Annotated in this window: 23 protein-coding genes; 9 read left to right on the top strand and 14 right to left on the bottom strand. The window is 57.8% G+C overall.

Annotated elements, in window-relative coordinates; all coding sequences use genetic code 11:
• The first annotated feature begins 34 nt into the window (after window positions 1–34).
• The 6 genes from QMP16_RS07960 to QMP16_RS07985 all read left to right on the top strand — a co-directional run bounded on the left by QMP16_RS07960 (window position 35) and on the right by QMP16_RS07985 (window position 9,703).
• Window positions 35–1,684: a long-chain-fatty-acid--CoA ligase gene (locus tag QMP16_RS07960; protein ID WP_282151928.1), complete on the top strand. Its 1,650-nt coding sequence runs from the start codon at window positions 35–37 to the stop codon at window positions 1,682–1,684.
• Between the two features lie 23 nt (window positions 1,685–1,707).
• On the top strand, window positions 1,708–2,889 hold the full coding sequence (locus QMP16_RS07965) for an acetyl-CoA C-acyltransferase (RefSeq protein WP_282151929.1): 1,182 nt from the start codon (window positions 1,708–1,710) through the stop codon (window positions 2,887–2,889).
• Entirely contained in the window at window positions 2,890–5,187 is a 2,298-nt protein-coding gene (locus QMP16_RS07970; protein WP_282151930.1) for a 3-hydroxyacyl-CoA dehydrogenase/enoyl-CoA hydratase family protein, read from the top strand. It begins immediately after the preceding gene.
• A 12-nt stretch (window positions 5,188–5,199) separates the two neighbouring features.
• Window positions 5,200–6,969 (top strand): acyl-CoA dehydrogenase family protein, encoded by a 1,770-nt coding sequence (locus tag QMP16_RS07975; protein ID WP_282151931.1) that lies wholly within the window; start codon window positions 5,200–5,202, stop codon window positions 6,967–6,969.
• A gap of 141 nt (window positions 6,970–7,110) precedes the next feature.
• On the top strand, window positions 7,111–8,247 hold the full coding sequence (locus QMP16_RS07980) for an LLM class flavin-dependent oxidoreductase (RefSeq protein ID WP_282151932.1): 1,137 nt from the start codon (window positions 7,111–7,113) through the stop codon (window positions 8,245–8,247).
• A gap of 286 nt (window positions 8,248–8,533) precedes the next feature.
• Window positions 8,534–9,703: an amidohydrolase family protein gene (locus QMP16_RS07985; protein WP_282151933.1), complete on the top strand. Its 1,170-nt coding sequence runs from the start codon at window positions 8,534–8,536 to the stop codon at window positions 9,701–9,703.
• A gap of 207 nt (window positions 9,704–9,910) precedes the next feature.
• On the opposite strand, the gene QMP16_RS07990 is transcribed toward QMP16_RS07985, so the two are convergent.
• The 4 genes from QMP16_RS07990 to QMP16_RS08005 are packed head-to-tail and all read right to left on the bottom strand — an operon-like array spanning window position 9,911 to window position 14,970.
• Window positions 9,911–11,059, bottom strand: coding sequence for an acetyl-CoA acetyltransferase (locus QMP16_RS07990; RefSeq protein ID WP_108859576.1), 1,149 nt, complete (start codon window positions 11,057–11,059; stop codon window positions 9,911–9,913).
• Window positions 11,060–11,070: 11 nt separating this feature from the next.
• A complete protein-coding gene (locus tag QMP16_RS07995) occupies window positions 11,071–11,484 on the bottom strand; it encodes a Zn-ribbon domain-containing OB-fold protein (RefSeq protein ID WP_282151934.1) in 414 nt (137 codons plus the stop codon).
• A 16-nt stretch (window positions 11,485–11,500) separates the two neighbouring features.
• Window positions 11,501–13,129, bottom strand: a complete 1,629-nt coding sequence (locus tag QMP16_RS08000) for an acyl-CoA dehydrogenase family protein (protein WP_282151935.1) — start codon at window positions 13,127–13,129, stop codon at window positions 11,501–11,503.
• A complete protein-coding gene (locus QMP16_RS08005) occupies window positions 13,126–14,970 on the bottom strand; it encodes a feruloyl-CoA synthase (RefSeq protein ID WP_282151936.1) in 1,845 nt (614 codons plus the stop codon). The genes QMP16_RS08000 and QMP16_RS08005 overlap by 4 nt, the downstream gene beginning before the upstream one ends.
• 208 nt (window positions 14,971–15,178) lie before the next feature.
• On the opposite strand from QMP16_RS08005, the gene QMP16_RS08010 reads away from it, so the two are divergent.
• Both QMP16_RS08010 and QMP16_RS08015 read left to right on the top strand, forming a co-directional pair.
• Window positions 15,179–15,940 (top strand): SDR family NAD(P)-dependent oxidoreductase, encoded by a 762-nt coding sequence (locus tag QMP16_RS08010; protein ID WP_282151937.1) that lies wholly within the window; start codon window positions 15,179–15,181, stop codon window positions 15,938–15,940.
• A 9-nt stretch (window positions 15,941–15,949) separates the two neighbouring features.
• Window positions 15,950–16,720 carry a crotonase/enoyl-CoA hydratase family protein gene (locus QMP16_RS08015; RefSeq protein ID WP_282151938.1) on the top strand — a complete coding sequence of 257 codons (771 nt, stop codon included), beginning with the start codon at window positions 15,950–15,952 and terminating at the stop codon, window positions 16,718–16,720.
• Between the two features lie 77 nt (window positions 16,721–16,797).
• On the opposite strand, the gene QMP16_RS08020 is transcribed toward QMP16_RS08015, so the two are convergent.
• Both QMP16_RS08020 and fdxA read right to left on the bottom strand, forming a co-directional pair.
• A complete protein-coding gene (locus tag QMP16_RS08020; protein WP_282151939.1) occupies window positions 16,798–17,604 on the bottom strand; it encodes a ferredoxin--NADP reductase in 807 nt (268 codons plus the stop codon).
• A gap of 9 nt (window positions 17,605–17,613) precedes the next feature.
• Window positions 17,614–17,943 (bottom strand): ferredoxin FdxA, encoded by a 330-nt coding sequence (gene fdxA, locus QMP16_RS08025; protein ID WP_282151940.1) that lies wholly within the window; start codon window positions 17,941–17,943, stop codon window positions 17,614–17,616.
• A gap of 270 nt (window positions 17,944–18,213) precedes the next feature.
• Here fdxA and QMP16_RS08030 point away from each other — a divergent pair, with 270 nt between their 5' ends.
• Window positions 18,214–19,326: a CaiB/BaiF CoA transferase family protein gene (locus QMP16_RS08030; RefSeq protein WP_282151941.1), complete on the top strand. Its 1,113-nt coding sequence runs from the start codon at window positions 18,214–18,216 to the stop codon at window positions 19,324–19,326.
• Here the strand turns inward: QMP16_RS08030 and QMP16_RS08035 are convergent.
• From QMP16_RS08035 to QMP16_RS08070, 8 genes are all read right to left on the bottom strand, one after another.
• Window positions 19,321–19,746: a MarR family winged helix-turn-helix transcriptional regulator gene (locus QMP16_RS08035; RefSeq protein WP_282151942.1), complete on the bottom strand. Its 426-nt coding sequence runs from the start codon at window positions 19,744–19,746 to the stop codon at window positions 19,321–19,323. The genes QMP16_RS08030 and QMP16_RS08035 overlap by 6 nt on opposite strands.
• Window positions 19,747–19,817: 71 nt before the next feature.
• Complete coding sequence (locus QMP16_RS08040; protein WP_282151943.1) at window positions 19,818–20,519, bottom strand: ABC transporter ATP-binding protein; 702 nt, start codon at window positions 20,517–20,519, stop codon at window positions 19,818–19,820.
• Window positions 20,512–21,285, bottom strand: coding sequence for an ABC transporter ATP-binding protein (locus tag QMP16_RS08045; RefSeq protein ID WP_282151944.1), 774 nt, complete (start codon window positions 21,283–21,285; stop codon window positions 20,512–20,514). The genes QMP16_RS08040 and QMP16_RS08045 overlap by 8 nt, the downstream gene beginning before the upstream one ends.
• On the bottom strand, window positions 21,282–23,126 hold the full coding sequence (locus tag QMP16_RS08050; RefSeq protein WP_282151945.1) for an ABC transporter permease: 1,845 nt from the start codon (window positions 23,124–23,126) through the stop codon (window positions 21,282–21,284). Before QMP16_RS08050 ends, QMP16_RS08045 begins: the two co-directional genes overlap by 4 nt.
• 67 nt (window positions 23,127–23,193) lie before the next feature.
• The gene (locus QMP16_RS08055; protein WP_282151946.1) at window positions 23,194–24,408 is read right to left on the bottom strand and encodes an ABC transporter substrate-binding protein; all 1,215 of its coding nucleotides are present in this window, start codon (window positions 24,406–24,408) and stop codon (window positions 23,194–23,196) included.
• Between the two features lie 88 nt (window positions 24,409–24,496).
• Entirely contained in the window at window positions 24,497–25,078 is a 582-nt protein-coding gene (locus tag QMP16_RS08060) for an amino acid synthesis family protein (RefSeq protein ID WP_282151947.1), read from the bottom strand.
• A complete protein-coding gene (locus QMP16_RS08065) occupies window positions 25,075–25,656 on the bottom strand; it encodes an amino acid synthesis family protein (RefSeq protein WP_113788527.1) in 582 nt (193 codons plus the stop codon). Before QMP16_RS08065 ends, QMP16_RS08060 begins: the two co-directional genes overlap by 4 nt.
• Complete coding sequence (locus QMP16_RS08070; RefSeq protein WP_282151948.1) at window positions 25,649–26,512, bottom strand: UPF0280 family protein; 864 nt, start codon at window positions 26,510–26,512, stop codon at window positions 25,649–25,651. Before QMP16_RS08070 ends, QMP16_RS08065 begins: the two co-directional genes overlap by 8 nt.
• Between the last annotated feature and the right edge of the window lie 6 nt (window positions 26,513–26,518).

Below are 26,518 nucleotides of genomic sequence, written 5' to 3' on the forward strand. Positions count from 1 at the left end.
CGCAGATGCAGAAAAACACATTAAGAGGCAAAAAATGAGCGCAGAAAAAACGACGATTCCCGGTCAGATCATGACGATGCCACTGACGGTGACTAGCATTTTCCGTCATGGCATGCGTGCGCACCCCGAGGCGGAGATTGTCTGGCGCAACTCGGACATGACGATTGATCGCTACAGCTTTGCGGATATGGGGCGACGGACCCAGCAACTGGCCCACGCTTTGACCGAACTGGGTGTGGGGCCGGGTGACCGCGTCGCGACGCTGGCCTGGAACAACAATCGGCATCTGGAACTCTATTATGCATTGGCTTGCATCGGTGCGATTTGCCACACGATCAATCCGCGCCTGCATCCCGACCAGATCGCGTTTATTATCAATGATGCCGAAGACACGCATATGTTCTTCGACACGACTTTTGCGCCGCTGATCGATGCTGTCTCGGCCCGTTGCCCCAGCGTTCAGGGCTGGTTCAGCCTGACTGGCCCAGATCAGGTGCCGCAGATGAAGACCGCGGTCAGTGACTACGAATCCCTGATCGCGGGCAAGCCCGAGGTATATGACTGGCCCGAACTGGATGAGAACGCGGCCATGGCGCTGTGCTACACATCTGGCACAACCGGCAATCCCAAAGGCGTTTTGTATTCCCATCGTGGGACCGTGCTGCACGCCATGGGCGTGTCCGGCGGCGACTGGCTGGCGCTCAGCTCGCGTGATGCCACTTTGCCGGTGGTGCCGATGTTCCACGCCTGTGCCTGGGGTATTCCCTATGCGGCCCTGATGAACGGCACCAAACTGGTTATGCCCGGACCGGGCATGGATCCGGCCCCGCTGCGCGAACTTATGGACGACGAAGAGGTCACGATGATCTCGGGTGTGCCGACTGTCTGGCTGGGCTTGTTCGAATATCTGGATCAGCAGGGCGCCACGCTAAAAACGGTCAAACGCGCGATGATGGGAGGTTCTGCGGCACCTCTGTCTCTGATCGAGCAGATCGAAAAAGGCCACGGTATCGACGTGGTGCATGGCTGGGGCATGACCGAGCTGAGCCCGGTCGGCACTCTTTCGGTACCCAAATGGGGCGAGGATAAACTGCCAATCGACGACCGTCTTGCGCTGAAAACCAAACAGGGCCGTGCGCTTTATGGGGTCGAGATGCGTATCGTTAATGATGAAGGCGAGTTGCTGCCACATGACGGCATTGCCTCGGGTATGTTGCAGGTGCGTGGTCACTGGGTTGCCGAAAGCTATTGGGGCGGGGCCGGTGCTGATGCTTTTACCGACGACGGTTGGTTCATCACCGGTGATGTCGCGGCGATAGACGCCAAGGGCTATCTGCGTCTGACCGACCGGACCAAGGATGTCGTCAAATCGGGCGGTGAGTGGATTTCCTCGATCGATCTGGAAAACATCGCGATGAGCCACCCGGACATTCTGGAGGCCGCCTGTATCGCCGCCAAACACCGCAAATGGGACGAACGCCCGTTGATCGTTGCCGTCAGGCGTGAGGGCTCGGATATCAGCCGCGAGGACATTCTGGCGCTGTATGACGGCCAGATCGCCAAGTGGTGGACGCCTGACGACGTGGTGTTCCAGGCCGAGCTTCCGCACACCGCGACCGGCAAAGTTTCAAAGCTGCATCTGCGCGAGCAATACGCCGACTACAAGCTGCCCACTGACATCTAATACTTCCTTCAAGGATCAATCTAATGCGTTCTGCTGTAATCGTCTCAACCGCCCGTACTGCAATTGGCAAAGCCTTTCGTGGTGCTTTCAACGACACTCACCCCGCCGTTTATGGTGGCCATGCTGTCGCCGAGGCGGTCAAACGCGCCGGTGTCGACCCGTCTGAAATTGAGGACGTGATCATCGGCAATGCCGTCCCCGAAGGTGCAAATGGCGGCAATCTTGGCCGTCAGGTTGCCATGCGCGCGGGTCTGCCCGTCACCGCGTCGGGTCAGACAATCAACCGGTTCTGCTCCTCGGGTCTTGAGGCGCTGACACGCGCCTGCTCGCGGGTCATGGTCGATGGCTGCGATGTGGTTGTCGGTGGCGGTGCCGAAAGCATCTCACTGGTGATGGGGCGCGACAACACCTATCGCCTGAAAGAGGACTGGATCGCGCAGAACATTCGTGGGTTCTACGATCCGATGATCGCGACCGCCGATACTGTGGCCGAGCGCTATGGCATCACCCGAGAGGCGCAGGATGCGTTTGCCCTGCAATCTCAGCAACGCACCGCCGCGGCGCAGGCTGCGGGCAAGTTCGAAGACGAGATCGTGCCAATCACGGTCACCAAGGCGAACAAGAACAAGGAAACTGGCGAGATCACCTATGAAGAGGTCACGCTGTCGCAGGACGAGTGCAACCGTCCTTCGACCACGCTGGAAAGCCTGCAGGGTCTCACTCCAGTGATGGGTGAGGACATGTGGATCACGGCTGGTAACGCCTCGCAATTGTCCGACGGCGGCTCGGCGCAGGTCGTGATGGAAGAGAAACTGGCTGAAAAGCGCGGGCTCGAGCCGTTGGGTCGCTACATGGGCTATGTCGTCGCGGGTTGTGAACCCGATGAGATGGGTATCGGCCCGGTGTTTGCAGTGCCGAAATTGCTGGAACGCAATGGCCTCAAGGTGGACGATATCGGCCTGTGGGAATTGAATGAGGCCTTTGCATCGCAAGCCCTGTATTGCCGTGACAAGCTGGGTATCCCGAATGAGATCCTGAATGTAGATGGCGGCGCGATTTCCGTGGGCCACCCCTATGGCATGTCGGGCACGCGTATGGTTGGTCACGCGCTGACCGAGGGTAAGAAACGCGGTGCGAAGTACATCGTTGCCACCATGTGCATCGGCGGCGGCATGGGTGCTGCTGGCCTGTTCGAGGTTCTGTAAATGACTGCGATCAAAAAAGTTGCTGTCATCGGATCGGGCGTGATGGGGGCAGGCATTGCCGCCCATTTCGCCAATGCCGGTGCCGAAGTCGTTTTGCTGGACATCGTACCAAAGGATGCCGAAGACCGCTCGATGTTGGCCAAAGGTGCCATTGCACGGATGACCAAGGGCCGCGCGCCGCAACTGGCCGACCCGGCCTATGCCGCCCGGCTGACAGCGGGCAATCTGGACGATGATCTGGATCAGCTTTCGACCTGTGATTGGGTGGTCGAGGTCGTTCTGGAAGACCTCGCTATCAAACACGCGCTCTATGCGAAAATTGCGCCTTTCCTGCGCGACGATGCACTGCTGAGCTCGAACACCTCGACCATTCCGCTGGCCGACCTGGTCAGCCAGATGGATGAAAGCCTGCGCAAGCGCTTCGTGATCGTGCATTTCTTCAACCCGCCGCGCTATATGCGCCTGATCGAGCTGGTGACCGGTCCTGACACAGATCCGGCTGCTGCGGAACGTGCGCGTGCGTTCAGCGATGAATGCCTCGGCAAAACCGTCGTGCCCTGCAACGACCGCCCCGGGTTCATCGCCAACCGTCTGGGCGGGCTGTGGATGAACGCCGCTGCCCGCGAGGCCGTGGCACGTGGCATCACGGTTGAAGAGGCTGATACAGTGCTGGCCCGTCCCTTCGGCGTGCCCGAAACGGGTGTATTCGCGTTGATGGACCTGATCGGCATCGACCTGATGGGAAAATCGCGCCTGTCTATGCGCAACCTGCTCGAGGCTGATGATCCGCAGCAATTCCACACCGAAGGCTTGGAGCTGTTTGACCAGATGGCCGCTAAGGGTTTGGTCGGTCGCAAAGTCGGTGCGGGTTTCTATCGCAGATCCAAGGATGAAAATGGCAAACCAGTCGCCGATGCCGTCGATCTGGCAACGCGGGAGTATCGTGCACAGGCCAAGGGTCCGGAGTTGGCCAAAAGCTTTGGTGTCGACTTCATTGATCAGGCCGGTGATCGGTTGGCTGATTATGCCTGGGCCGTAATGGGGCCGACTTTGTCTTATGCGGCCTATTGCGTGCCCGAGATTACCGCCAACCCGGCGGATATCGATGCAGCGATGGAGCTGGGATATAATTGGCGCATGGGCCCATTCAAGCTGATCGACAAGATTGGTGCGGACAAGATTGTGGCTCGCTTGAAGGCCGAGGGTCAGGATGTGCCGCCCTTGCTGGCGCTGGCCGCTGAACGCGGCGGGATTTATTCAGGTCAGAGCCGTGACCGTAAGGTGCTGTTGCCTTCGGGCGAACAGGCAGACGTGCCGCGTGGGCCCGGGGTGATCTTTGCATCTGACCTGACGGATGCTCCGGTTTTCCAGACCGAGGCTGTTGTGCTGCGTGATATGGGTGATGGTGTCGCTCTGCTGACGATCACCGCACCTAATGCGGCTTTGGACGATCAGGTGATGACTGGTGTGAGCGAAGCACTGGACGTCGTGGGCCGAGATTTCAAAGCGATGGTCATCGGGTCGGACGGCAACCACTTTTCGGTGGGCGCAAACCTGAAAAAAGCGCTGGATCGTGCTGATGCGGGGGAATTGGATCTGGTCGAAGGGCAACTGGCCATCGGTCAGGCCACGATGCGCAAGATCAAGTACGCGCCGTTCCCGGTTGTCTCGGCCGCCTGTGGGCTCGCCCTCGGGGGCGGCTGCGAAATCCTGATTCATTCGGATCGGGTCATGGCGGCTCTGGAAAGCAATGTCGGATTGGTCGAGGCCAATGTCGGCCTGCTGCCTGCATGGGGCGGAACAACCGCCCTGTTGCTGCTCAAGGCGGCGGAACTGGGTGATGCTGTCAAAGGGGCCGAGGCTGCGTTCGATGTGATTTCAGTCGCCTTGATGACTGGCTCTGCCCCTATGGCGCAGCACGCGGGTTACTTGCGGCAAACCGATGGCGTGGTGATGAACCGCGACCGCCTTTTGGCCGAAGCAAAGACGGCAGCTCTGGCATTGGCTGAAGCGTACAATCCCGCGCCTAAGGCCGAGATCACACTGGATGCCGCCGCAATCAATGCCGCGTTGGAGCCGAAGCTGGCCGCGCTGGCAGAGGCGGTGCCCGACGCACCCTACACAGTTGAGATTGCCCGTGAAACAGCGCGCGTTCTGGCTGGCGGTGACGGCGGTGTTCTGGACGAAGAGGCGCTGCACAGGCTGGAAGCCGAAGGCATGATGCGCCTGATCCGTCAGGACAAAACAATTGAACGGATGCGTCACACCATGGCGACCGGCAAGCCGCTTAAGAACTGAGGGATCATAGGTATGGACTATCAACTCCCGCAGCGGGACATTACTTTTCTGTTGGACGAAGTTCTTGACCTCGACAAGACGCTGGCACTGCCAGGGTATGAGCATTGCGACAAAGATACGTTCTTTGCGGTCGTTGACGCGATCAACGGGTTTGTGCGCGACAATCTGGCAACCTGCAATGAGGCAGGCGACAGCCCGGGCGCACGGCTTGAAGATGGTCAGGTCTATGCCGCACCCGGTTTTGGCGACGCCTACAAGGTATTCTGCGAAGACGGCTGGAACGCGCTGGCGCTGGAAGAAGAATATGGCGGCCAACAACTGCCCTTCGTCCTGCATGCCGCCCTGCGTGAAGGTATGGCCGGAACCAATCTGGCTTTTGCCCTGATCCACGAGCTGAACTTTGGCGTTGTCGAAGCGTTGATGGCCTATGGCTCGGACGAACAAAAGGCGGTCTATTGCCCTCAGCTGACGTCCGGCAACTGGGCCGGGACCATGAACTTGACCGAGCCGCATTGCGGCACCGATCTGGGCTTGATCCGCACCAAGGCCGTGCGAAATGATGACGGATCTTATGCCATCACTGGCAACAAGATCTTCATCACCTGGGGCGACCATGACATGTCGGAAAATGTCGCCCATCTGATCCTCGCACGGGTCGAGGGCGCTCAGCCCGGACCGCGTGGACTGTCACTGTTTTTGGCGCCGAAATACATGCTGGATGCGGACAACAACACGACGGACGAGCAGAACACGATCACCATTGCCGGGATCGAGAACAAGATGGGCATCCACGGATCACCCACTTGCGCCATTTCCTTCGAGGACACCAAGGCCTGGATCGTCGGCGACGAGGGTAAAGGTCTGGCCGCAATGTTCGTAATGATGAACGCTGCGCGCCTGTCGGTCGGTCTGCAAGGGTTGGGCGTGGCTGAGGCCGCTGTGCAAACCGCGTCGGCATATGCCCACGAACGCCTTCAGGGTCGCGCGGATGGGGAACCTTTGAACCCGAACGGTCCTGCCGATCCGCTGATTGCCCATGCGGACGTACGCCGCCGCCTGCTGACCGCCCAAGGCGAAATGGACGCTGCCCGTGCGCTGGCCTATTTCGGAGCGGGCCTGCTGGACGAAGCTCATCGTGCCGCTACGTCCGAGCAGCGCAAAATGGCAGACGCGCGCCTTTCGCTACTGACGCCGGTCATCAAGTCCTACCTTTCGGACATGGGATCGCGAATGGCGAATGAGGCTGTGCAGATGCATGGCGGGCATGGGTTCATCAAGGATTACGGCGTCGAACAGCTGGTGCGTGATGTGCGGATCACTGAAATCTACGAAGGCACCAATGCCGTTCAGGCCCGCGATCTGGTTATGCGTAAGGTGCGCGGCGACAATGGTGCCGTCATCAAGGACCTGGTGGCCGACATGCTGGACGAGGCGGGGAAACTGGGCGACGACCTCTCTGACTTAGAGAAAAACTTGCGCGATGCGGCATCCCGGCTTGGGCGTTCGACCGATTGGGTGCTGGGCACGGCGCAAGGTGACGTGCTTTCCGGTGCGTGCGACTATCTGGAAATTGTAGCCCTCAGCGTATCGGCCTGGATGTCCGCCCGGATTGCTCGGGTGGCTAAGGCTGCAGCAGGTTCTCAATCGCCAGAATTCTATGCGGATCGGGTGGATGCAGCGCGCGCCTTTATGGCGCGGGCATTGCCCCGCGCTGTCAGCCACGAATTAATCATGCATGCCGGTGAACCCGGCGTTGTATGTCGGGCTGATCGCTGTCTGTAACTCCTCCTTCTTCACAGACAGCGGTTCTAAAGGGCGTTCTGGAAACAGGGCGCCCTTTTTGCGTTTCTTGACCCAAATCAAGTTTTGTTGAGACGTCAGTGGATAGAGTTTAGCGAACGATCACTAAATTCCGATAATACCATGAAAACACATATCCTTGTGCAACCTTATATGTGTTCAAAGGGCGAAGATGTCGTGCTGCCCGGCTCGGATCCGGATCGGTATGAAACGCTGTTGGAGCGGACGACCGAGCAGATGAAGTTTGCCGACGAAAACGGGTATGCCGGGTTCTGCATGACCGAGCATCACTTTCAGGTGGAAGGGATCGAAACCACGACCAATCCGCTTTTGTGGAACATGCACATCGCTGCAAACACCAAGAACCTGATGGTGGGGCAGGTGGGTATGGCGCTGACGGCGCATCACCCGATGCGTCTGGCTGAGGATCTGGCAATGATCGATCACATGTCCGGTGGCCGACTGTTCTGTGGTTTTGTTCGAGGCAACACACCGCGCTGGCTGAATACACTGGCGCAGCATCTTGATATCACCACAACCCAATCTGACCGGTCCAAGGAAGATGCCCGGAACCGTCGATTGATGGAGGAAAGCTGGGCCGTGGTCAAAAAGGCCTGGACCAACGAAACCTTCAGTCATCATGGCGAATTTTGGAACATCCCTGCCGACAACATCACATGGCCCTTCCCCCCGACCGCAAAGTATGGCGGCGAAGGTGCAGTCGACGACAACGGTAGGTTGCGCAAAATGGGCATTGTTCCGCGCCCGCGCAAGCGGACCGATGGCCGAGATTTTCCGCCGCTCTATGTGCCGTTCTCGTGGTCGATGGAGACGGCAAAGTTCTGGGCCAAGGAAGGTGCCAAGCTGGTGTCTTTTGTGTCCAAGGATGAGTTCATGGATATGACAATGCCGATCTATCTGGAAGAAGCGCACCACCATGGCCACACCGATCTGACGGTCGGAAACACCTTGGTTTTGGGCGGGCATCTGACCATCGGATCGACCGAAGCACAGGCCGAACAGCACTATCGCGATTTTGAGGAACTGTTCAATTTCGCCTATAACGCCCCGCCATATCATGTGCCGATGGGGCGCGTCTGGAAAGGCACCGTAGACCAGGTGATTGATCAGGTTGGTGCGTTGAAAGAGAAATATGGGACCGAAGAATTCGTCGTCTGGCATCACGTCGGTTACTTCACGCAAGATGAAGAGCTTGAGATGCTGGACAACTACGCCAAGGTCATCAAGGCGTTTTCCTGAGCCGAGGCAATAGAAGCAACAGCGCCCAAGCCGCCGTACTAAACGGCGGCTTGACGACTGCAGGTTTCTTACCAGCAGGCGAGGATTGGTCGGCTCTGGTCAATCAACCGCTCAAGGGTAGCCATTCCCGGCGTCGCGCCAATTAGAAGGTCTTGACACAGGCGCTCTAATATCGCTTGTATACTAATGAAAATGGATGAAGGAAGCGCGAAGGCCGAACGGTTACTTGGCATGCCTTTCTTGATCCAAAAATGAAACCGAAATCACACGCCAAATGGGGGATCAGATGGCTGACGCACCAAAAGACATGCCGGAACAGGGTCGCACACTAATCCGCAACATCGGTTTGCTTCTGACCGGTGATCTGGACTCGCCTATTGCGGACAGTGATTGCCTTCTCATCGAAGACGGAGTGATTGTGGGCCTTGAGGCCGGCGATGCGGATCGCATCGTCGATGCCTCTGGTTGTGCGGTAGCACCGGGCCTGATTGATGGCCATTGCCACCCGGTTTTCGGCGATTGGACCCCACGCCAAAGCCAGATCGGCTGGATCGAAATGAATGTTAACGGCGGCGTCACAAGCTTTATTTCCGCGGGCGAAGTCCATCTGCCCGGTCGCCCCAAGGATGCCGAAGGCGTCAAGGCATTGGCGATGGTGGCACAACGTTGCTATTCAAATTTCCGCCCGTCCGGTGCCAAGGTTTTGGCAGGAGCGCCAGTGCCTGAACTTGATTTTGATCGCGATTTCTATGCGGCAATAAAGGCGGCCGGTATCCGGCATATTGGTGAGATCGGCCTTGGGACAGTAGCCAAAGGCCCCGACGCGGCACGCGTCACCGGCTGGTGCCGGGAATTGGGAATTGAAACCATTATGCATACTGGCGGCCCTTCGATTGCGGGCTCTCACGATGTTCGAGCAGCAGATGTGCTAGAGGCGCAACCGGACGTAGTCAGTCATATCAATGGTGGACCAACCTCAATTTCCCAGGATGAAATCCGAGAGCTTTGCCGCCACGCGAAAGGGGCGCTTGAAGCGGTACACAATGGCAACGAGAAGTCGGTAATTGTGACGCTGGAAGGCGCGTTGGCCGAAGGTCGCCTTGCCGATTTCCTGATTGGAACAGATGCCCCAGCGGGGTCTGGTGTACAGCCGAATGGAATGCTGCGAATGGCAACTCTGCTGGCCAGTATTGGCGGATTGCCTGCCGAACAGGCGTGGTGCTGTGGCACCGGAAACGTGGCAAAGAGACGGGATCTTGCACAAGGCATCGTCGCACCAGGCCGCCCAGCCGATCTGGTGTTCATGGACCGCCCAGAAGGATCGGACGGTAAGAACGTTTTGGAGGGCATGGCGGTCGGCAACATCCCCGGAGTTGGGGCCGTTATGATTGATGGCAAAATGCGAACCGGACGGTCACGTTCGACCCCTCCTGCAGCGCGCGTACCCGTACTTTAAAGACACGGGAAACGTAGGTTTGATGCCTAAGCCCGACCGCCAGATGAGCAGTCGGGCTTAGGGCTTTCCCAAAAATACGAAATAGGATTGTCTGCTTCTGACGCTAACTGACCCTTGCCGAGGGTTCGTCTTCGGTAGGTTGCGTTCTATCGCATTGGCAAAGCCTCAAACTTTGGGGCGGGGGGGCGCATTAGCCCCCTTGATCGTTTAAAGCGCCGCTTCGCTGCCCAGAACGGTCGTGAACTCGTTCGAGAACGTGCCGCCGTTGCCATGGGCAATCGCAATATTCACATCATCGATCTGACGATTGCCGCCGTCGCCCCGTATCTGGGTGGCCGCCTCGATCAAGCAGAACAGGCCGTACATGCCGGGGTGAACACAGCTTAGCCCACCGCCATTGGTGTTAACCGGCAGCGAGCCGCCCGGCGCGATGTTGCCATCGGCCACAAAGGCCCCGGCCTCACCTTTCTTCACAAAGCCCATGTCTTCGAGGAACAGCAGCGTGTTAATCGTGAAGGCGTCATAAAGCTCGACGACGTCAACGTCTTTGGTAGTGACGCCGGCCATCTCGAACGCACGTTTCGAACTTTCGGTGGCACAGGTGGTGGTCAGCGTGGCGGCCTGACTGATCTCGCGGTGGGAAATCGCGTTGCCGCCGCCCAGGAAATAGGCGGGCTTTTCCTGATAATCCTTTGCGCGGTCGGCTGAGGTCACGATGATCGCGGCACCGCCATCCGACATCAGGCAACAATCCAGAACCGCCAATGGATCGGCAACCATGGGCGAGTTCAGATACTCCTCCATCGTCAGGTCATCCTGCATTGTCGCATCGGGGTTCAGCTGGGCCCATTTCCGGGCCGAGATGGCGACATGGCCGAAATGCTCTTTGGGTACGTTGAACTCGTGCATATAGCGTTGCGCGGTGAAGGCATATCCCGGCACCGGCACCATTGGTTCATAGGCGCGTTCCCATTGCGGGGTTTCGATCAACCCGTTGAGATCGCGCGCGGATTTCGCGTTCGAGCCGTAGCAGATCAGCACGTTCTTACACAAGCCCGCCTGAATCGCCATGGTCGCTTCGACCAGATAGGACATGAAGGACGATCCGCCCACCATGTCCGAGTTCGCCCAGGTTGGCTTGATGCCCAGATACTCGGCGATCGAGAGGGTGGGGAAGAAGTGGTAGAAGGTGCCGCCACAGACGCCGTCGATCTCGGACAAGTCCATGCCTGCATCGGTCAGCGCGTTCTGCGTGGCTTTGGCGATCAGTTCCATTGGTGAGGTATTGGGCGTTTTGCCCAGCCCCCAATAGCCTTTGCCAACGATTGCGGATTTGCCGCGAAGTGCATGTGCCATGATTGAATTCCTTATTCCGCGGGCTTGAAGAACACGGCGGCTTCGCCGGATTTTGCGTTGGGTCCGAAGTCGGGGGTCATGACAACGGCCTGTACTTTCATACCGATGGTGATCGCTTCGTTGTCCACGTCCACAATGCGGCTGAACATGCGAGGACCTTCGTCCAGATCAATTAGTACGTTGTTGATGTCACCGCCGTATTTCGCCGGACGCCGGATGATGGTCGAGGCAAAGACGGTGCCGCGGCCCGAGGCTTCGACCCATTCCAGATCGTCTGCTCCGGTGGTGGGGGACAGGGCGCGTGGGTAGAAGTTGTATTCGCCGGTGGTTTTTGATCGCTGGATCAGAAATTTTCCAGCGGCCAGACCGGCATGGAACGCCGCGTCGGCCTGAGGGCTGGCCTCGGGAAGAGTAAAGTCAGTCATGTGTCGTCCTTGATGTTCACGCGGCAAAGATCGCCGCAGAATGCGTGGGTTCTGGATTAAGGATGCGGTGCCGCAACAAACCGGCTTCCGGCAGGATGCGCGCCCGGACATGGTCCGCAGTGGCGCGCAACAATTCGGGTTCCGGGGCGTTGTCCGCGGCGGCCTCGAGATCCGCCCAGACGCGACCAAAAAATACCAGCCCGGTTAGCCGCATATAGTCCGAGACCGACGGTCCGATATCTGTACAGTTTTGCATGGCTTGGGTTGCGGATTTCCAGGCGTCGATCGCATCGGCCAGCTCGACCGAGCTGGGGCCCGTTGAGGCCAAATCGGCAAAAGCCTGCGCCGCCGCACCGCCATTTGCGCGGATCGCGCGACGGGCCACTCCGGTCGCCAGAACGCCGTTAGTGCCTTCGTAAATCGACATGATACGGCTGTCGCGCATGATCTGCTCAACGCGATATTCCTTGCAGAATCCATAGCCGCCGTGGATTTGCACCGCTTGGCTTGAGGCCGCGTTGACTGCGTCGGTCGCGAATGCCTTGCAGGTCGGAGTAAGGATATCCAGCAACCCCTGATCAATGCCCAAATCCATATCCACAAAAGTGCGATAGACCATCGCCCGGCATCCCAGCGTGTAGGCGTAGATATCCAGCAACATCCGCTGAACGTCACCGTGTTTGATGATCAGCGCCGAGCCTTCTGATGTTGTGCCCTGGCGCCGACCTGTGGCATGCAACCGCGAACGCTGAAAGGCCACGTCCATTTGGCCCACGGCCTGCAGGGCCACATCCAGACGCTCGGCATTCATCATAGTGAACATGGCGGCCAAACCCTGGCCTTCCTTGCCCAACAATTCGGCCTTTGCGCCGTCGAACGCCATCTGACAGGTGGGTGAGGCATGCATACCCATCTTTTCTTCGATACGGACGGTTTGGACCTGATTGCGCATACCGTCCAGCAAAACGGCGGGGCAGGCAAACAGGCTCAGCCCCCGCACACCCGGCGCTGCGTCCGGAGTGCGGGCGAGCACCAGATGCAATACGTTGTCGGTATAGTCGTGGTCACCGCCCGAGATGAAGATTTTAGTGCCGCTGAGCACATAACCTTCGCCATCGTGTGTAGCGGTTGTTTTGATCCGACCCAGATCTGACCCCGCATCCGGTTCGGTCAGGCACATCGATGCCATCCATTCGCCCGACACCAGCGGCGGCAACAGCCGCGCCTTTTGATCGTCATTGCCCGAGGCATTCAGGGTTCGAATGCAGCCCTGCGCAAGACTCAGCACCATCTCATAGGAAATACACGCGCCAGCCAGCATATCCGCCAGAACCGCGCCCAGAATGTGCGGCAGTTCTTGCCCGCCATATTCTTCAGGCGCGCAAAGGCCCGGCCAACCGGCATCGGCATAGCTCTTATAGGCGGCGACCATGCCTGGTGGCATCCGCACACGGCCATTTTCCAGACGCGCGCCTTGTTCCTCGCCGATCATGTCCAAAGGGGCAATTTCGGTGTTGATGAAGCGACCTAAGGCGGGGATTACAGCCTCGGCCAGATCGTCGCTCCAATCTGGCAGCCGCTCGGGCCGACCGATATGCTTGAGGACGAATGCAATCTCGGCTTCAGAGGCGGTGTAGTCTATCATGAGGAGGCCTTTCCTGATGCGATCACATCCTCGGATCCTTCATACAATCCAGTGACCGCGTCAGTCCGAAGCTCTAGCGCAAGGCGTTGATTGATATAGCCTTTGTCGGTGATCTCATTCTTTTCAACCGACGGGGCGTCGTGTTCGATGCGAACGCGCTGCACGCGTGTGGCGCTGCCGGTTTGCCCGGCATTGTATGCAGCCAAACGTTCGGTGATGAAGGCGCGCACAGTCGGATCATCGGCATAGCCGGCCAAAGTGTCGTCCCGTCCAGTCAGGGCCCTGCATTCTTCTGCATTCAGGAACAGCAGGGCACCAATTTCGGTCCGGTCATGGCCGGTAATGACCGCATCCGAGGCAATCGGGCTAAGGGCCTGCAGTAACGCAACACGTAAGTTGCCGACGGCGACCCAAGTGCCGGTCATCAGTTTGAAGTTCTCAGAGATGCGGCCATCGAATACGATGCCCTGTGATGGGTCATCTGGATCTTGCAAACGTCCCGCGTCGCCAGTCAGGAAGTACCCTTCGTCATCAAACGCCTCGGCGGTTTTTTCGGCGTTATTCAGATAACCTGTTGTCACATGCGGTCCGCGGACCCGCATTTCCAGCTTGCCACCATTGGGTAGAAACTTCAGCTCGGATCCCGGACCCGGCACCCCGATGACGCCTGCCTTCTCGATGGGGAAGTGCACACAGGTGGCCATCATCGCCTCAGTCAGGCCCCAGGCGCTTACAAACGGGATTTTCTCGCCCCGTTCCTGCACGCCCAATTGTTCCAGACCTTCCCAAAGATGGTCGGGTAGCCCCGCACCAGAGAAAAAGATCAGATCAAGCCGCTTGAAAAAAGCGTTGCGAAAGGCTGCGTCCTCGCGCAGGACCGGTAAAAGCATGTCAAAACCGCGCGGGACGTTGAAGAATAGGGTGGGTGAAACGTCGCGCACGTTGCGAATTGTCTTTTCAATCTCGCCCGGCACGGGTTTGCCATCATCGATATAAAAGCTGCCGCCGTTGCGCAGCATCATGTTGAAGTTGAAATTGCCGCCGAACGTATGGTTCCAGGGCAGCCAATCAACCACGACAGGTGGGGCGCTTTCCAGAAACGGCCAAATCTGCACCACGGCTTCTTGAGTGGCCAACATCATGCGCTGCGTAACGATGACACCCTTGGGCAACCCGGTTGAGCCAGAAGTGAACAGGATCTTGGCCGGCGTGTCATGGTCAATCGTGGCACGCGCTTGGGCAACCGGTTCGCCAGCTGTGGCTTCTAGGGCGTGCTCAAAGGTCAGTGCGCCATTGTCCGACAGCTGTTCGATGCCTTCCGAGGTGAGAAACTCAAAAGCATGGGCAAAGCCCTTGGCATCATCGGCATAGGCCATACTGGGATTTGTGGTCCTGACGATATGGCGCAGTTTGGCCAGCGACTCGTCGAACAGAGAGTAAGGAACGGAAACCGGCACCACCGGAATGCCCACATGCATAGCAGCCAGCATCAGCAGACCGTGCCGGACCGAATTGCCTGACAGAATCAAAAGCGGGCGGTCTTTTCCCAGTCCCTTGTTCAGAAGAAACGCAGCCAGTGAGCGGGTTTGCGCCAAAGCCTCGGAATAGGTGACGCTGATCCATTCACTGTCTGGCCCACGTTCTGCCAGAAAAAGGCGATCAGGTGCTTCTTCGGCCCAGCGTTCCAAATATTCGGAAACACACTTTACGTCCATGTCCAGCAGGTAGGGGCTGCGTAAAACAAAAGCGCCATCGCCCAGATCTTCTCGTAACACCTGTGAAGGGGCGAATTTTTTGAGATACCCCAAGTCGTGTTCTTTTTGCCGGGCTGAAATGCTCATTTTTCCTCTCCCTGTCATCGGGTCGCACTGGGCGCGACATGATGCATCATTTGAAAATCAGGCTATCCAAAAAATTGTTAGTGTGCAAATGTATTATTGATCGTTCACTAAGTTCCGATTCAACAGGTATGACGCGTCAGGAAATCGCGCAAGACCGAAGCCTGATTTCGTTGCGTCATGGCGTTCGGGGCACACAGGGAGACATGTAATGAAAATCAAAAACGCATCCGCAATCGTGACTGGCGGTGCCTCGGGGTTGGGGTTTGCGACGGCCGAGTATCTTGCATCATTCGGGGCGAAAGTGACCCTGTTCGACTTGCCCGGCGACAAGCTGGACGAGGCCGCAATGCGACTGGGGGCAATTGCCGCGCCTTGCGACGTCACCAATGAGGCCCAGGTTTCTGCGGCGCTGGTCACGGCAATTGCCGCCAAAGGTTTACCCCGTGTTGTCGTAAATTGTGCCGGCGTCACACATGGCGAGCGGATCGTAGGGCGCAACGGCCCGGCGGCGCTGGACGGGTTCGCCAGAACGGTTCAGATCAACCTGATCGGCACCTTTAACGTCATGCGCCTGGCGGCTGAGCGGATCATGCAAAATGAACCGCTTGAGGATAACGAGCGGGGGATTATCATCAACACCGCGTCGGCGGCGGCTTTTGAGGGACAGATCGGTCAAGCGGCCTATTCCGCCTCGAAAGGTGGGGTGGCCAGCCTGACCTTGCCTGCGGCGCGGGAATTTGCGCGCTCGGGCGTTCGGGTCATGGCGATTGCACCGGGTATCTTCTCGACCCCGATGATGGATTTGCTGCCGCAAGAGATTCAGGACAGTCTGGGTGCAAAGGTTCCCTTCCCGTCGCGTCTTGGACAGCCGGCTGAGTTTGCGCGCCTGGCAGGGCACATGATCGAAAACACCATGCTGAACGGTGAATGCGTGCGTCTGGACGGCGCGATCCGTCTGGAACCCAAGTAAGGCTTTGCAATGGAATATACACATATAACCTCAGAAACAGACGGCCCGGTCGGTATCCTGACGCTGGACCGACCTGCCAAGTTCAATGCGATCAATCACGGGCTGCTGTTCGAGATCGAACACTATTTCGATACCCTTTCCGATGAGATCGGCGCCGTGGTGATCCACAGTTCCGGCCAGCATTTCTGCGCCGGGCTGGACCTGTTGGAACATTCGATGCGCGACGCTGCAGGGGCGATGCATGAATGTCGCCTGTGGCACCGGATATTCGACAAAATCGAATACGGACGGGTTCCGGTCGTCGCAGCAATGAACGGTGGTGTTCTGGGCGGCGGGATGGAGCTGGCCATGACCGCCCACATTAGGGTCTCGCAGCAGGATACCTTCTATGAGCTGCCCGAAGGACGCCGCTCGATCTTTGTCGGCGGCGGCGCAACCGTTCGCGTTGGCCGGATCATCGGGGCCAGCCGGATGATGGAGATGATGCTGACCGGTCGTCGTTATGGCTCGGACGATGGACTGCAGCTGGGGCTGGCGCATTACGTTGAGCCGGACGGATCCGTGTTCGACAAAGCGATGGAGCTGGCCCGGCGTGTGACCGAGAATGCGCCGCTGTCAAACTACATGATGATGCAGGCGATCACGCGCATCAATGACATGTCGGCCAGTGATGGCTTCTTTACCGAAAGCCTGGCTGCGGCGATTGCCCAATCCTCACCCGAAGCGCGGGCCGGGATGGAGGCATTTCTGAACAAGACAGGAAAGCGGGACAATCAGTAAGTCCCGAGACACGCGGGATCTGGTGTGAGAGCGTTTCACCAGATCCCGGTGTAGGGCCGGGGCAGAGCCCCGGTTGGTCAATCGACAAAGGCGCGTTCGACCACAAAAGTTGCAGGTTTATTGTTTGCGCCCTCTTCCAGGCCGAACCCTTCCAGCGCGGCCTTGGTATCCTGCAGCATCGCCATCGAGCCGCAGATCATTCCGCGATCTGTTTCTGGTGAGATTAGCGGCAGGTCCAAATCATCGAACACTTTGCCCGATGCCATAAGATCGGTGATCCGACCTTTGAACGGATAGTCCTCACGCGTGAGGGTGCAATAGTGCCGCAAATTCTGCGCCATCTCGCCCACCAACGGATCGGATTTGAGCGCCGCAACCAATTCTTTGCCATATTCCAGCTCGCCTTTTTCCCGACAGGTATGGGTCAGGTTTACTTCGTCGAACTTCTCATAGGTTTCGGGGTCGCGGATCAGCGATGCAAAGGGCGCGATGCCGGTGCCGGTCGAGAACATCCAAAGCCGTTTGCCCGGCAATAGCGCGTCATTGACCAGCGTGCCTGTGGGCTTTTTGCGCATCAAAACCGTATCACCTTCGCGAATCTTCTGCAGGTGTTCGGTCAGCGGGCCATCGGGGACTTTGATGGAATAGAACTCGATCTCTTCATCCCAGCTGGGTGATGCGATGGAATAGGCGCGGTACACGGGTTTTTCCGCGTTCGGCAGGCCAATCATCACAAACTCACCTGACCGAAACCGGAAGGAAGCCGGGCGGGTGATGCGGAATTTGAACAGCCGGTCGGTGTAATGCTTCACTTCGGTCACGGTTTGGGCGAACACGCCCGCCGGAATGGGGAATTCAGTTTTGGTCGTAGAATCCAACGACATATTAGTCTCCTATTCTGACGGGGCTTCAGACAAGAGCGCAAGCTTGCCTTCTTTCCCGTTCCAGTCGTCTGCGTCAGGCATCGGGTCTTTCTTTTCGGTGATGACGGGCCACGCCTCTGCGTATTTGCCGTTTAGTTCGACCCACTTTTCCATCCCATCCTCGGTGTCCGGGCGGATTGCGTCGGCGGGGCATTCCGGTTCACACACGCCGCAGTCGATGCATTCGTCCGGATGGATGACCAGTGTGTTTTCCCCTTCGTAGAAGCAATCCACTGGGCAAACTTCCACGCAATCGGTGAATTTGCAGTTGATGCAGTTTTCGGTGACGACGTAAGTCATGGAGTGCCTATTCGTTAGTATGCGAATGAATATTCGTGAGAAATACGCGCCTGTCAATACGTTTCTGTACGAATGAAATTTTCCTGGGTCGGACTCTTGACCCAAATGTTAAAAAAGTTAGTGTACTAACGAAAATACGGCGCTTCGACAGGGTGGCATGATTGACAAGCTGGTTGTCGAAACATCGGACTTATGCTGTTGGGGGAGATGCAGAATTCGATCCCGGACACAAGTTGGCCGATCGCAGCAGAGTTTTGAAAGGTTCAACCCATGAGCACACCCTTGCACGGATTGAAAGTGATCGAGCTGGCCCGCATTCTTGCCGGGCCCTGGATCGGGCAGACATTGGCTGATCTGGGGGCAGATGTACTCAAGATCGAAAGCCCCGAGGGTGATGATACGCGAAAATGGGGCCCTCCGTTTATCGAGCGCGATGGCGATAAGACAGCCGCCTATTTCCACGCGGCCAATCGGGGCAAGCACAGTATCGCATTGGATTTCCGGGATGCGGGTGATCGGGCCAAGTTGCTGGATCTGATCCGCGATGCGGATGTGTTGATCGAAAACTTCAAGGTTGGCGGGCTGAAGAAATTCGGTCTGGATTATGATGGCGTCAAACAGATCAATCCCCGCCTGGTCTACGCATCCGTAACTGGGTTCGGTCAGGATGGACCCTATGCCCATCGGGCAGGGTACGATTTTCTTATCCAGGGTATGAGCGGGATCATGGACCTGACGGGCGACCCCGGGGGAGAGCCGCAAAAGATCGGCGTCGCTTTTGCAGATATCTTCACAGGCCTCTACGGGGTGATCGGCATTCAGGCTGCACTTGCTGAACGAGAGCGCTCGGGGCAGGGACAGCACGTGGATCTGAGCTTGCTGGATTGTATGACGGGCGTTCTGGCCAATCAGGCGATGAATTATCTGGCCTCGGGTGTGTGCCCAACGCGACTGGGTAACGCCCATCCCAATATAGTGCCTTATCAGGTGTTTCCGGTGGCGGATGGGCACATCATCATCGCCTGTGGAAACGACCGGCAATATGCCAGCCTGTGCGAAATACTGGGCCTGCCGGGGTTGATCGACGATACACGGTTCATGTCCAACGCGGATCGTGTGGAAAATCGCGCTGCGTTGACTGTATTGCTGACGAGTTCCTGTCTGGAATGGACCAAGACCGATCTGTTGGCGGCCCTTGAACAACACGGCGTGCCCGGTGGTCCGATAAATTCAGTGCAAGAGGCGCTGAGCGACCCGCAGATTCAGCATCGCGAGATGCAGATCAACCCGGAAGGTGTGCCCGGTCTGCGCACTCCGATCCGGTTTTCCCGGTCTGAATTGCAGTTGGACAAGGCGTCTGCCAAACGGCCCGTCAAATCATGAGATTTTGCGCAAAATCCGGATCAGATTGCGCTGTTCAGCGGTCGTCAGTGGCTTGAGCGTTTCGTTGGTGATCTGCTGACCAACATCCTTCATCCGCGCTACCATGGCCTCGCCTTCGGGGGATAGCGAAATCAGCGTGCGTCGTTTGTCGTCCGGATCGGGTTCGACAACCGCAAATCCTTTTTGACGCAGGCGATCAACGACCCCTTTGATCGTCGCAACATCCATCGCCGCCAGCCGCCCCAATCGGTTTTGAGAGCACTTGCCCAAATCGGCAATGCGGATCAGGGCCGCAAACTGGGTGGGCGTCAGGCCGTCCAATGTGTGTGACTGGAAAATCGACGCGTGGCGCTGATTGGCCAGCCGCAAAAGATAGCCGACTTGCTCGTCAAGCGCATAGCTTTCAATCGATTCCGTCATGACGGTTCCTGCCTGATTCAATTGTTCGTATATAATAATCAAAGCCATGTCCTTCCCACAAGACCAAGGTATTAGACGGCAAGATAGGTGTTTGAAATTTCTGGGTTTTCGTCGAGGTCAGCAAAGCTGCCTTCAAACCGCATTTCGCCTTTTTCGATGATATAAGCCCGGTCCGACACGATACGCGCAAAATGTAGGTTCTGTTCACTGATCAGCACCGACAGCCCCTCTCGTTTCAGTTCCGCAATCACGCGGGCCATCTGTTCAACAATGACCGGCGCAATCCCTTCTGATGGCTCATCCAACAGGACCAGCTTGGGATTGCCCATCAACGTACGGGCGATGGTCAACATCTGTTGCTCTCCGCCCGAGAGCTGTTTGCCGAGGTTCTTGCGACGCTCAGCCAGATTTGGGAACAGATCGAACAAGTGTTTCTGTGTCCATTCGGGTGCATCTGGACGTGGTTCGCGGCGTCCGACTTCGAGGTTTTCTTCGATGGTTAGATCTCCGAAAATACGACGGTCTTCGGGGACATAACCCATGCCAAGGCGACAGATCGCATGAGGGGTATTCCCCTGAACCTCGCGTTCGGCATAGCGGATGGTGCCATTGATGTGACGCACCAATCCCATGATGGACTTCATGGTGGTCGATTTGCCCGCGCCGTTCCGGCCCATCAGCGCAACCACCTCGTTTTCGCCGACGCTCAGCGAAACACCGTTGAGGATTTGCGCACGGCCGTACCAGGCCCCAAGGTTTTTGACATCAAGCATGGGCGCTCTCCGCTTCAAAGACTGAGCCACCGCCCAGATATACCTCTTGGACCAATGGGTTGGTGCGGATTTCAGACCCTGTGCCTTCGGCGATCAACTCACCCCGGTTCAGGACCAGAATACGATGGGCGTGGGCAAAAACGACGTCCATGTCATGTTCGGTGAACACCACGCTTACGCCGCCTTTGGCAACGATCTCTGCGGTCAACGCCATCAAGGCTAGCCGTTCGGACGGTGCCATGCCCGCCGTCGGTTCGTCCATCAGCAGAAGGGCGGGCACATGCGCCAGGGCAATCGCCAGTTCCAGCCTTTTCAGATCGCCATAAGCCAGTTCCGAACATGCCCGCCCGGCCTGATCCTGCATCGAGACCAGTTCCAGCAGCGCCATTGCCTCGTCCACATACATCCGCGTTGCGCGTGAAAACAGGTCGAACACCCGGCGGTGATGCGAAATCAGCGCCATCTGGACGTTTTCCACAACAGTCATCGACAGGAAGGTTGCCGTAATCTGGAACGTTCGACCGACACCCATACGCCATATCTTGCGCGGCGGGTGGCCGATCAGGGCCTGGCCGCGCAAGGATACGGAACCTGTATTCGGTTTCAGGTAGCCATTCAGCATGTTGAAACATGTAGTTTTGCCCGCGCCGTTGGGGCCGATCAGGGCAAGGAATTCCCCTTCTTTCAGATCGAAATTCACATCCTTCACGGCCTGCACGCCGCCAAAGGATTTGGACAGGTTGCGGACTTCGAGAACGTTGGTCATGCCCGGCCTCCTTTCAGGCCGCGCAGCAGGCGCTGGACACCGCCCGCAATTCCGTCAGGTGCCACTAGGACAACGATTAGAATGATGGCCCCGAAGATGAAGCGCCAATAGTCTAACCGCGTGACCCAATCTTCGATCAGTACAAAGGCACCGGCCCCCAGTATGGGACCCGCCAGTGCGTGAATGCCACCCAGAAGAACCATGATCAGACCGTCGATACTCAGCGCGATGCCGAGGCTGTCAGGAAAGACGCTGCCCTTGGAGAATGCAAAGACAACCCCGGCCAAACCGGCAAAGCCACCCGCCAGCACAAAGCCCATCCATTGATGAAACCGGGTATCGATGCCGATCGATTCAGCCCGGGTTTGGCTGTCGCGTATGCCGCGCAGGATATAGCCGAATGGAGAGAAGGCCACACGACGCAAAGCCCATATGCCGCCGATACAAAGGACGAAGGCAATGTAGAAGTAAACCTTGTCAGAGCTGGCCCATTTGGCAGGCCATACGCCAAGGATGCCATCATCCCCGCCGGTGAATTCCTGCCACTGAAACGTGACACCCCATAGAATCTGGGCCGCCGCCAAGGTCAACATTGCAAGGTAAACGCCCGATAGTCGAACGCAGAACCAACCGAAGAACAGCGCCGCAATGGCCGCGCAAACCGGACCGAAAAGCATAGCCGAGATCATGCCGAGCCCAAGGAATTTGACCGCCATCGCGGCACCATAGGCGCCAACGCCGAAATAGGCGGCATGTCCGAAACTGACCATGCCGCCAACACCCATCATGAAATGAAGCGATACGGCAAAAAGGGTTGCGACCATCACATCGACCATCAGGACCGAAGTGAAATCAGCAGTGAACAAGGGGCTAAGCGCCAGCACCAGCAGCGCGGCCATCAGCACCATTGCTGATTTCTGACCCATCAGCGCCAGTGGTTGGTCCGGTTCTTCCGGCGCGCCCTTTTCGCTGCCGGGTTTGCCGAACAAGCCATGCGGCCGGAAGATCAGGACAATCGCCATAATGACGAAGGGCAAAACGATTGAGATCTGCGGGAAGATCAGGATGGCAAAAGCGTTAAGGACCGAGATCAGAACCGCCGCTACAAACGCGCCGGACACGCTGCCCATACCGCCAATGACAACCACAACGAAGGCCTCACCAATGATGGACAGATCCATCTGCAGCGATACCGCCTCGCGCGGGATTTGCAGCGCGCCGCCCAATCCAGCTAGGAATGACCCCAGAACAAAAGCCGCTGAAAACAACCAGGCTTGGTTGACGCCAAGCGCTCCGACCATCTCGCGGTCTTGGGTTGCAGCGCGCACCAGAACACCCCATCGCGTTTTGTAAAACAGCAGCCAGATGGCCAGCAATACGACCGGCCCGATAGCAATCAAGGCGAGGTCATATTCGGGAATTGGTTCACCCATGATGCGAACCGCGCTATCCAATCCCGGCGCGCGCGGGCCCAGAAGGTCCTCTGCGCCCCAGATCGCCAGCGTTCCATCCTGAAAGATCAATACGACGCCAAACGTTGCGACCAGTTGGAACAGCTCAGGTGCGTGGTAAATGCGGCGCAGGATAGTGAGTTCGATGATCAGGCCGATCCCCCCGACGATCATTGCCGCCAAAATGACGCTGACCCAAAAGCCAAGGATGCTGCCGCTCCAGAGTGTGACCAGTGTGTAAGCGAGATAGGCGCCGACCATGTAGAACGAGCCATGCGCAAAGTTCACGATCCGCGTGACGCCGAAGATGATCGAAAGCCCGGATGCGATCAGGAAAAGCGAGGAAGCGTTCGCCAATCCAGTCAGTAGCTGTGCAAAATAGAACCCCATCGGGCCACCGTCCCTTGTTCGTGTTCTTTTTGTGGGGCGGGGCAGCTATTGCCCCGCCTAATTCGGCTTATTCCGCCGGACGCAAGGCTGCTGCGTCGTCTTCGCTGGGCAAATAATCTGCCCCGTCGGCATAGGACCAGTCGACCATCGATGGTTTGCCGTCGACTGTCCCAGTCTTGCCGACATAGGCACCCATCGTGGACTGATGGTCAGCCGCGCGGAAGGTGAAGGGGCCGGTTGGGCTGCTGTCGACGGTCAGGCCCTCCATCGCGGCTAGCAAGGCGTCAGTGTCTGTGGAATCGGCCTTTTCTAGTGCTGCGGCGATGGCGAGGATCGAGTTATATCCAACGATAGATCCGGTTTTGGGCGCTTCGCCGAACTTTTCGATATAAGCTTCAGCAAACGCTTTATGCTCGTCCGTAGTGATGTCGGTCGAGGGGTATCCGGTGACGATCCAACCCTCAGGAGCCTCAGCCCCCAGCGGGTCGAGGTATTCCGGTTCTCCGGTCAGCAATGATGCCACGTAGCGATCCTCGAACAGGAACCGCAGCGAACCTTCGCGAACAAATTTGGCCAGATCGCCGCCGAAGGTCACGTTGTAAATCGCATCCGGTTTCGAGGCCTCAAGTGCGCGTACGGTGGAACCCGCGTCGATTTTGAACAGCGGTGGCCATTGTTCTTCGACAAATTCTACATCGGGGCGCAATTTGGTCAGTTCGGATTTGAAGGCCTTCACCGCATCCTGCCCATAGGCGTAGTTCGGCGCGACAGTCGCCCATTTCACTGCGTCGAGCTTGGCGGCCTGTTCGGCCAGCATCGCGGCCTGCATATGGGTCGAGGGGCGCAGACGATAGGTGTATTTGTTGCCTTTGGACCAGACAATCGCGTCGGATAGGGGCTCGGACGCGATGAACAGGACTTCTTTCTGCTTGGCAAAATCGGAAACGGCCAGACCGATATTGGACAGGAAGGTGCCAAAGATCAGAACTGCACCGTCTTTTGAGACCAGCTCCTCGGCGATCCGGATTGCGGTGGCTGGATCACCGGTATCATCCCGGCTGATCACTTCCAGTTGCTTGCCGTCGATCCCGCCTGCGGCGTTGATCTGTTCGACCGCCAGTTGCCAGCCTTTCTTGTAGGGCTCTGTAAAGGCGGGCAGACGGGTATAGCTGTTCACCTCACCCAAAACGATGGTGTCCTGGGCCAGGCTGACCCCAGCCGTCAAACCGGTGAAGGGCAGCGCCGCAAGCGCGCCCAGTACCGTGCGTCTGATCAGATTCATTTCAAATTCCTCCCAATGATCATTGTTCACGGCCAGTTATCCCGGCTTCTTAATGTGTTGTCAGCCCTAAAGAGCGCAGCTGCTACATTCAGCGCAGCCCGTCTTTGCCTTCTGCCTCTTCGTTCGTCAGTCCGCCTACACGCGGCAGCGGTCGTCCGCTGTCGGTGACCGCAACTGCCACCATGATCTCATTCGCGCGGGGTGCGTCGTTCAACTGCACTTCGATGCCGTCAAAATGGCTGCGCACATAGGCCGCGTCCTTGTGACCAAGCGGTACGTCCAGAACCTGCCCAGGGCTGCCCATCTTCTTTGACGAGGGCACCAAGGCAGCACCCTTTTCGACCTCTTTGCGCAGGGGCGCGCCCAGCTTGGGGTGCAGGATGGCGGCGGCATGTTCCAGCTCGCCATTCTCACCCACCATCGCCGATTTACCATAGCTTTCAGCCTGTTCCGGCGTGATGTTAAGGGCCTCGACGCAACGGCGGCCCAGCAAAGCGCCCAACTCAGCCCCGGATTCCATCAGAGGTGTCAGATCCTCGACATATTGCCCGGCAAAGGGGTTTTTGATCACGGCCACGGCCACCGCCTTGCGCGTGGCGGGCGAGATCGGTCGCCCTGCTTCGAAATGGGTTTCTTCAACGTTGACTGCGATTTTGCGGATCTTTGTCATCTTAGGCCGTCCTCTCCTTTGATGTCCCAGGCCTCAAGCCCGCCCGAGCGCGAATGCACCCGCGGCCCGGTTGTCATGACCAGCGAAAAGGCCAGCTCGCCCGCGCGGGGGGCGTCATTGCAACCCACTTCCATGCTGTCGAAATGGCTGCGCACATATGAGGCGTTGATATGCGTAATCGGCACGTCCAGTCGTGCGCCAACGCCGCCAACTTTTTTGGACGATGGCACGATTGCATTGGCGGTGCCCAACAGCTGGCGCATGGCATAGCCACCCGGCGCGTGCCACAACGCGCCGTGTTCCAGTTCGCCGCCTTCGCCAACCAAAGATCCTTTGCCGTAACCTTGCACGTTTTCCGGACCGCCCAGCATGTCGATCAGGGTTTGCGCCATTTCCAAACCCAAAGGTTTGAGGTCTTCCATAAAGCCCTGAATTTCGGGTTCGTAGCGGCCTGCAAACGGGTTGGCGATCACAGCCATCGCAGCCACCCGCACCAGCGGGGTGTCGGACAGCGGTCCGCCTTCGTGATAGATTTCTTCAAGCGAAAACAGCTTTTTTCGCAGTTGAACGTCAGGCATATTGTGGAACCTTTTGAGTGGTTGAGATCACCAGTCGAGACGCGCCCGTCTGGCAGGAGTAGGAGCCAAGAGACAGATGGGCGGCAGAGATCAAACCGCGCTCAAGCATGTTCTCGGCAGTGTTCAGGCCGTGTGACAGGGCATCTTGAATATCTTGGGCAGAGAGTCGGCCGACAGAAACCGGAACGGGCAGGTCGCCCAAATCGCTGTCATCGCGCAGTTGATTGGCCGGAAGGCGCCGGATGGCCGTATGCCCGGGCAGATCAACCGCATTGGCGATCAGCGTCGCTGCCACATCGGCCATTGCTGCGTTGCTGGCCAGCACTGTAACGCTGTCGGCGATGCCAAGGCTCAAGCTGCGTCCGCCGCGACCCGACGTGGCAATACCACCAATCTTGTCGCTTGCACGGATCGCAATGCGGCCTAAGTTGCACCCGTCAAGCCCGCTCATGGCGACGCGGTAATCCTGGTCCGAACTCAGATGGACAGCAATATCTCCGCCATTATTGACCGACGCGCGATCCAGAGGTGTGGCCTGAAGCATAGCTGCCAGTACTTCGTCCGCGACAGCTCCCGCAACGGCGGCCATGCGTGTAACAAACACGTTGGAATGAGGGCGCGCGGCCTCATCCATACGGCGCGCTACCCGTCCTTGAGGGTGGGCGCATTCAGCGGTCATGGGCGTTTTCAACAAAGCCAGTTCATCCACCAAGCCCTGCAGCAAAGATTTGAACCGTAACTGGGCAGCCTCAAATGCAATATCTCGCGCCCCATCTGCCTCGACGATCAGGTCGATTGGGCCGTGTTGCAGATGCAATCTGCGACCACATGGCAATATGGCAGAGACGGGGTGCATCTGACC

Origin of the sequence: Ruegeria atlantica (genome assembly GCF_947495585.1) — a bacterium.
GTDB classification, from domain to species: Bacteria; Pseudomonadota; Alphaproteobacteria; order Rhodobacterales; family Rhodobacteraceae; genus Ruegeria; species Ruegeria atlantica_G.

What these genes read in the sequence shown, in the direction of transcription:
- QMP16_RS08000 (WP_282151935.1), bottom strand. Translation starts at nt 13,129, where the DNA reads ATGATAGACTACACCGCCTCTGAAGCCGAGATTGCATTCGTCCTCAAG.
- QMP16_RS08055 (WP_282151946.1), bottom strand. Translation starts at nt 24,408, where the DNA reads ATGAATCTGATCAGACGCACGGTACTGGGCGCGCTTGCGGCGCTGCCC.
- QMP16_RS08040 (WP_282151943.1), bottom strand. Translation starts at nt 20,519, where the DNA reads ATGCTTGATGTCAAAAACCTTGGGGCCTGGTACGGCCGTGCGCAAATC.
- QMP16_RS07970 (WP_282151930.1), top strand. Translation starts at nt 2,890, where the DNA reads ATGACTGCGATCAAAAAAGTTGCTGTCATCGGATCGGGCGTGATGGGG.
- QMP16_RS08065 (WP_113788527.1), bottom strand. Translation starts at nt 25,656, where the DNA reads ATGCCTGACGTTCAACTGCGAAAAAAGCTGTTTTCGCTTGAAGAAATC.
- QMP16_RS08005 (WP_282151936.1), bottom strand. Translation starts at nt 14,970, where the DNA reads ATGAGCATTTCAGCCCGGCAAAAAGAACACGACTTGGGGTATCTCAAA.
- QMP16_RS08015 (WP_282151938.1), top strand. Translation starts at nt 15,950, where the DNA reads ATGGAATATACACATATAACCTCAGAAACAGACGGCCCGGTCGGTATC.
- QMP16_RS07985 (WP_282151933.1), top strand. Translation starts at nt 8,534, where the DNA reads ATGGCTGACGCACCAAAAGACATGCCGGAACAGGGTCGCACACTAATC.
- QMP16_RS08060 (WP_282151947.1), bottom strand. Translation starts at nt 25,078, where the DNA reads ATGACAAAGATCCGCAAAATCGCAGTCAACGTTGAAGAAACCCATTTC.
- QMP16_RS07990 (WP_108859576.1), bottom strand. Translation starts at nt 11,059, where the DNA reads ATGGCACATGCACTTCGCGGCAAATCCGCAATCGTTGGCAAAGGCTAT.
- fdxA (WP_282151940.1), bottom strand. Translation starts at nt 17,943, where the DNA reads ATGACTTACGTCGTCACCGAAAACTGCATCAACTGCAAATTCACCGAT.
- QMP16_RS07980 (WP_282151932.1), top strand. Translation starts at nt 7,111, where the DNA reads ATGAAAACACATATCCTTGTGCAACCTTATATGTGTTCAAAGGGCGAA.
- QMP16_RS08035 (WP_282151942.1), bottom strand. Translation starts at nt 19,746, where the DNA reads ATGACGGAATCGATTGAAAGCTATGCGCTTGACGAGCAAGTCGGCTAT.
- QMP16_RS07960 (WP_282151928.1), top strand. Translation starts at nt 35, where the DNA reads ATGAGCGCAGAAAAAACGACGATTCCCGGTCAGATCATGACGATGCCA.
- QMP16_RS08050 (WP_282151945.1), bottom strand. Translation starts at nt 23,126, where the DNA reads ATGGGGTTCTATTTTGCACAGCTACTGACTGGATTGGCGAACGCTTCC.
- QMP16_RS08030 (WP_282151941.1), top strand. Translation starts at nt 18,214, where the DNA reads ATGAGCACACCCTTGCACGGATTGAAAGTGATCGAGCTGGCCCGCATT.
- QMP16_RS08045 (WP_282151944.1), bottom strand. Translation starts at nt 21,285, where the DNA reads ATGACCAACGTTCTCGAAGTCCGCAACCTGTCCAAATCCTTTGGCGGC.
- QMP16_RS08070 (WP_282151948.1), bottom strand. Translation starts at nt 26,512, where the DNA reads ATGCACCCCGTCTCTGCCATATTGCCATGTGGTCGCAGATTGCATCTG.
- QMP16_RS07995 (WP_282151934.1), bottom strand. Translation starts at nt 11,484, where the DNA reads ATGACTGACTTTACTCTTCCCGAGGCCAGCCCTCAGGCCGACGCGGCG.
- QMP16_RS08010 (WP_282151937.1), top strand. Translation starts at nt 15,179, where the DNA reads ATGAAAATCAAAAACGCATCCGCAATCGTGACTGGCGGTGCCTCGGGG.
- QMP16_RS07975 (WP_282151931.1), top strand. Translation starts at nt 5,200, where the DNA reads ATGGACTATCAACTCCCGCAGCGGGACATTACTTTTCTGTTGGACGAA.
- QMP16_RS08020 (WP_282151939.1), bottom strand. Translation starts at nt 17,604, where the DNA reads ATGTCGTTGGATTCTACGACCAAAACTGAATTCCCCATTCCGGCGGGC.
- QMP16_RS07965 (WP_282151929.1), top strand. Translation starts at nt 1,708, where the DNA reads ATGCGTTCTGCTGTAATCGTCTCAACCGCCCGTACTGCAATTGGCAAA.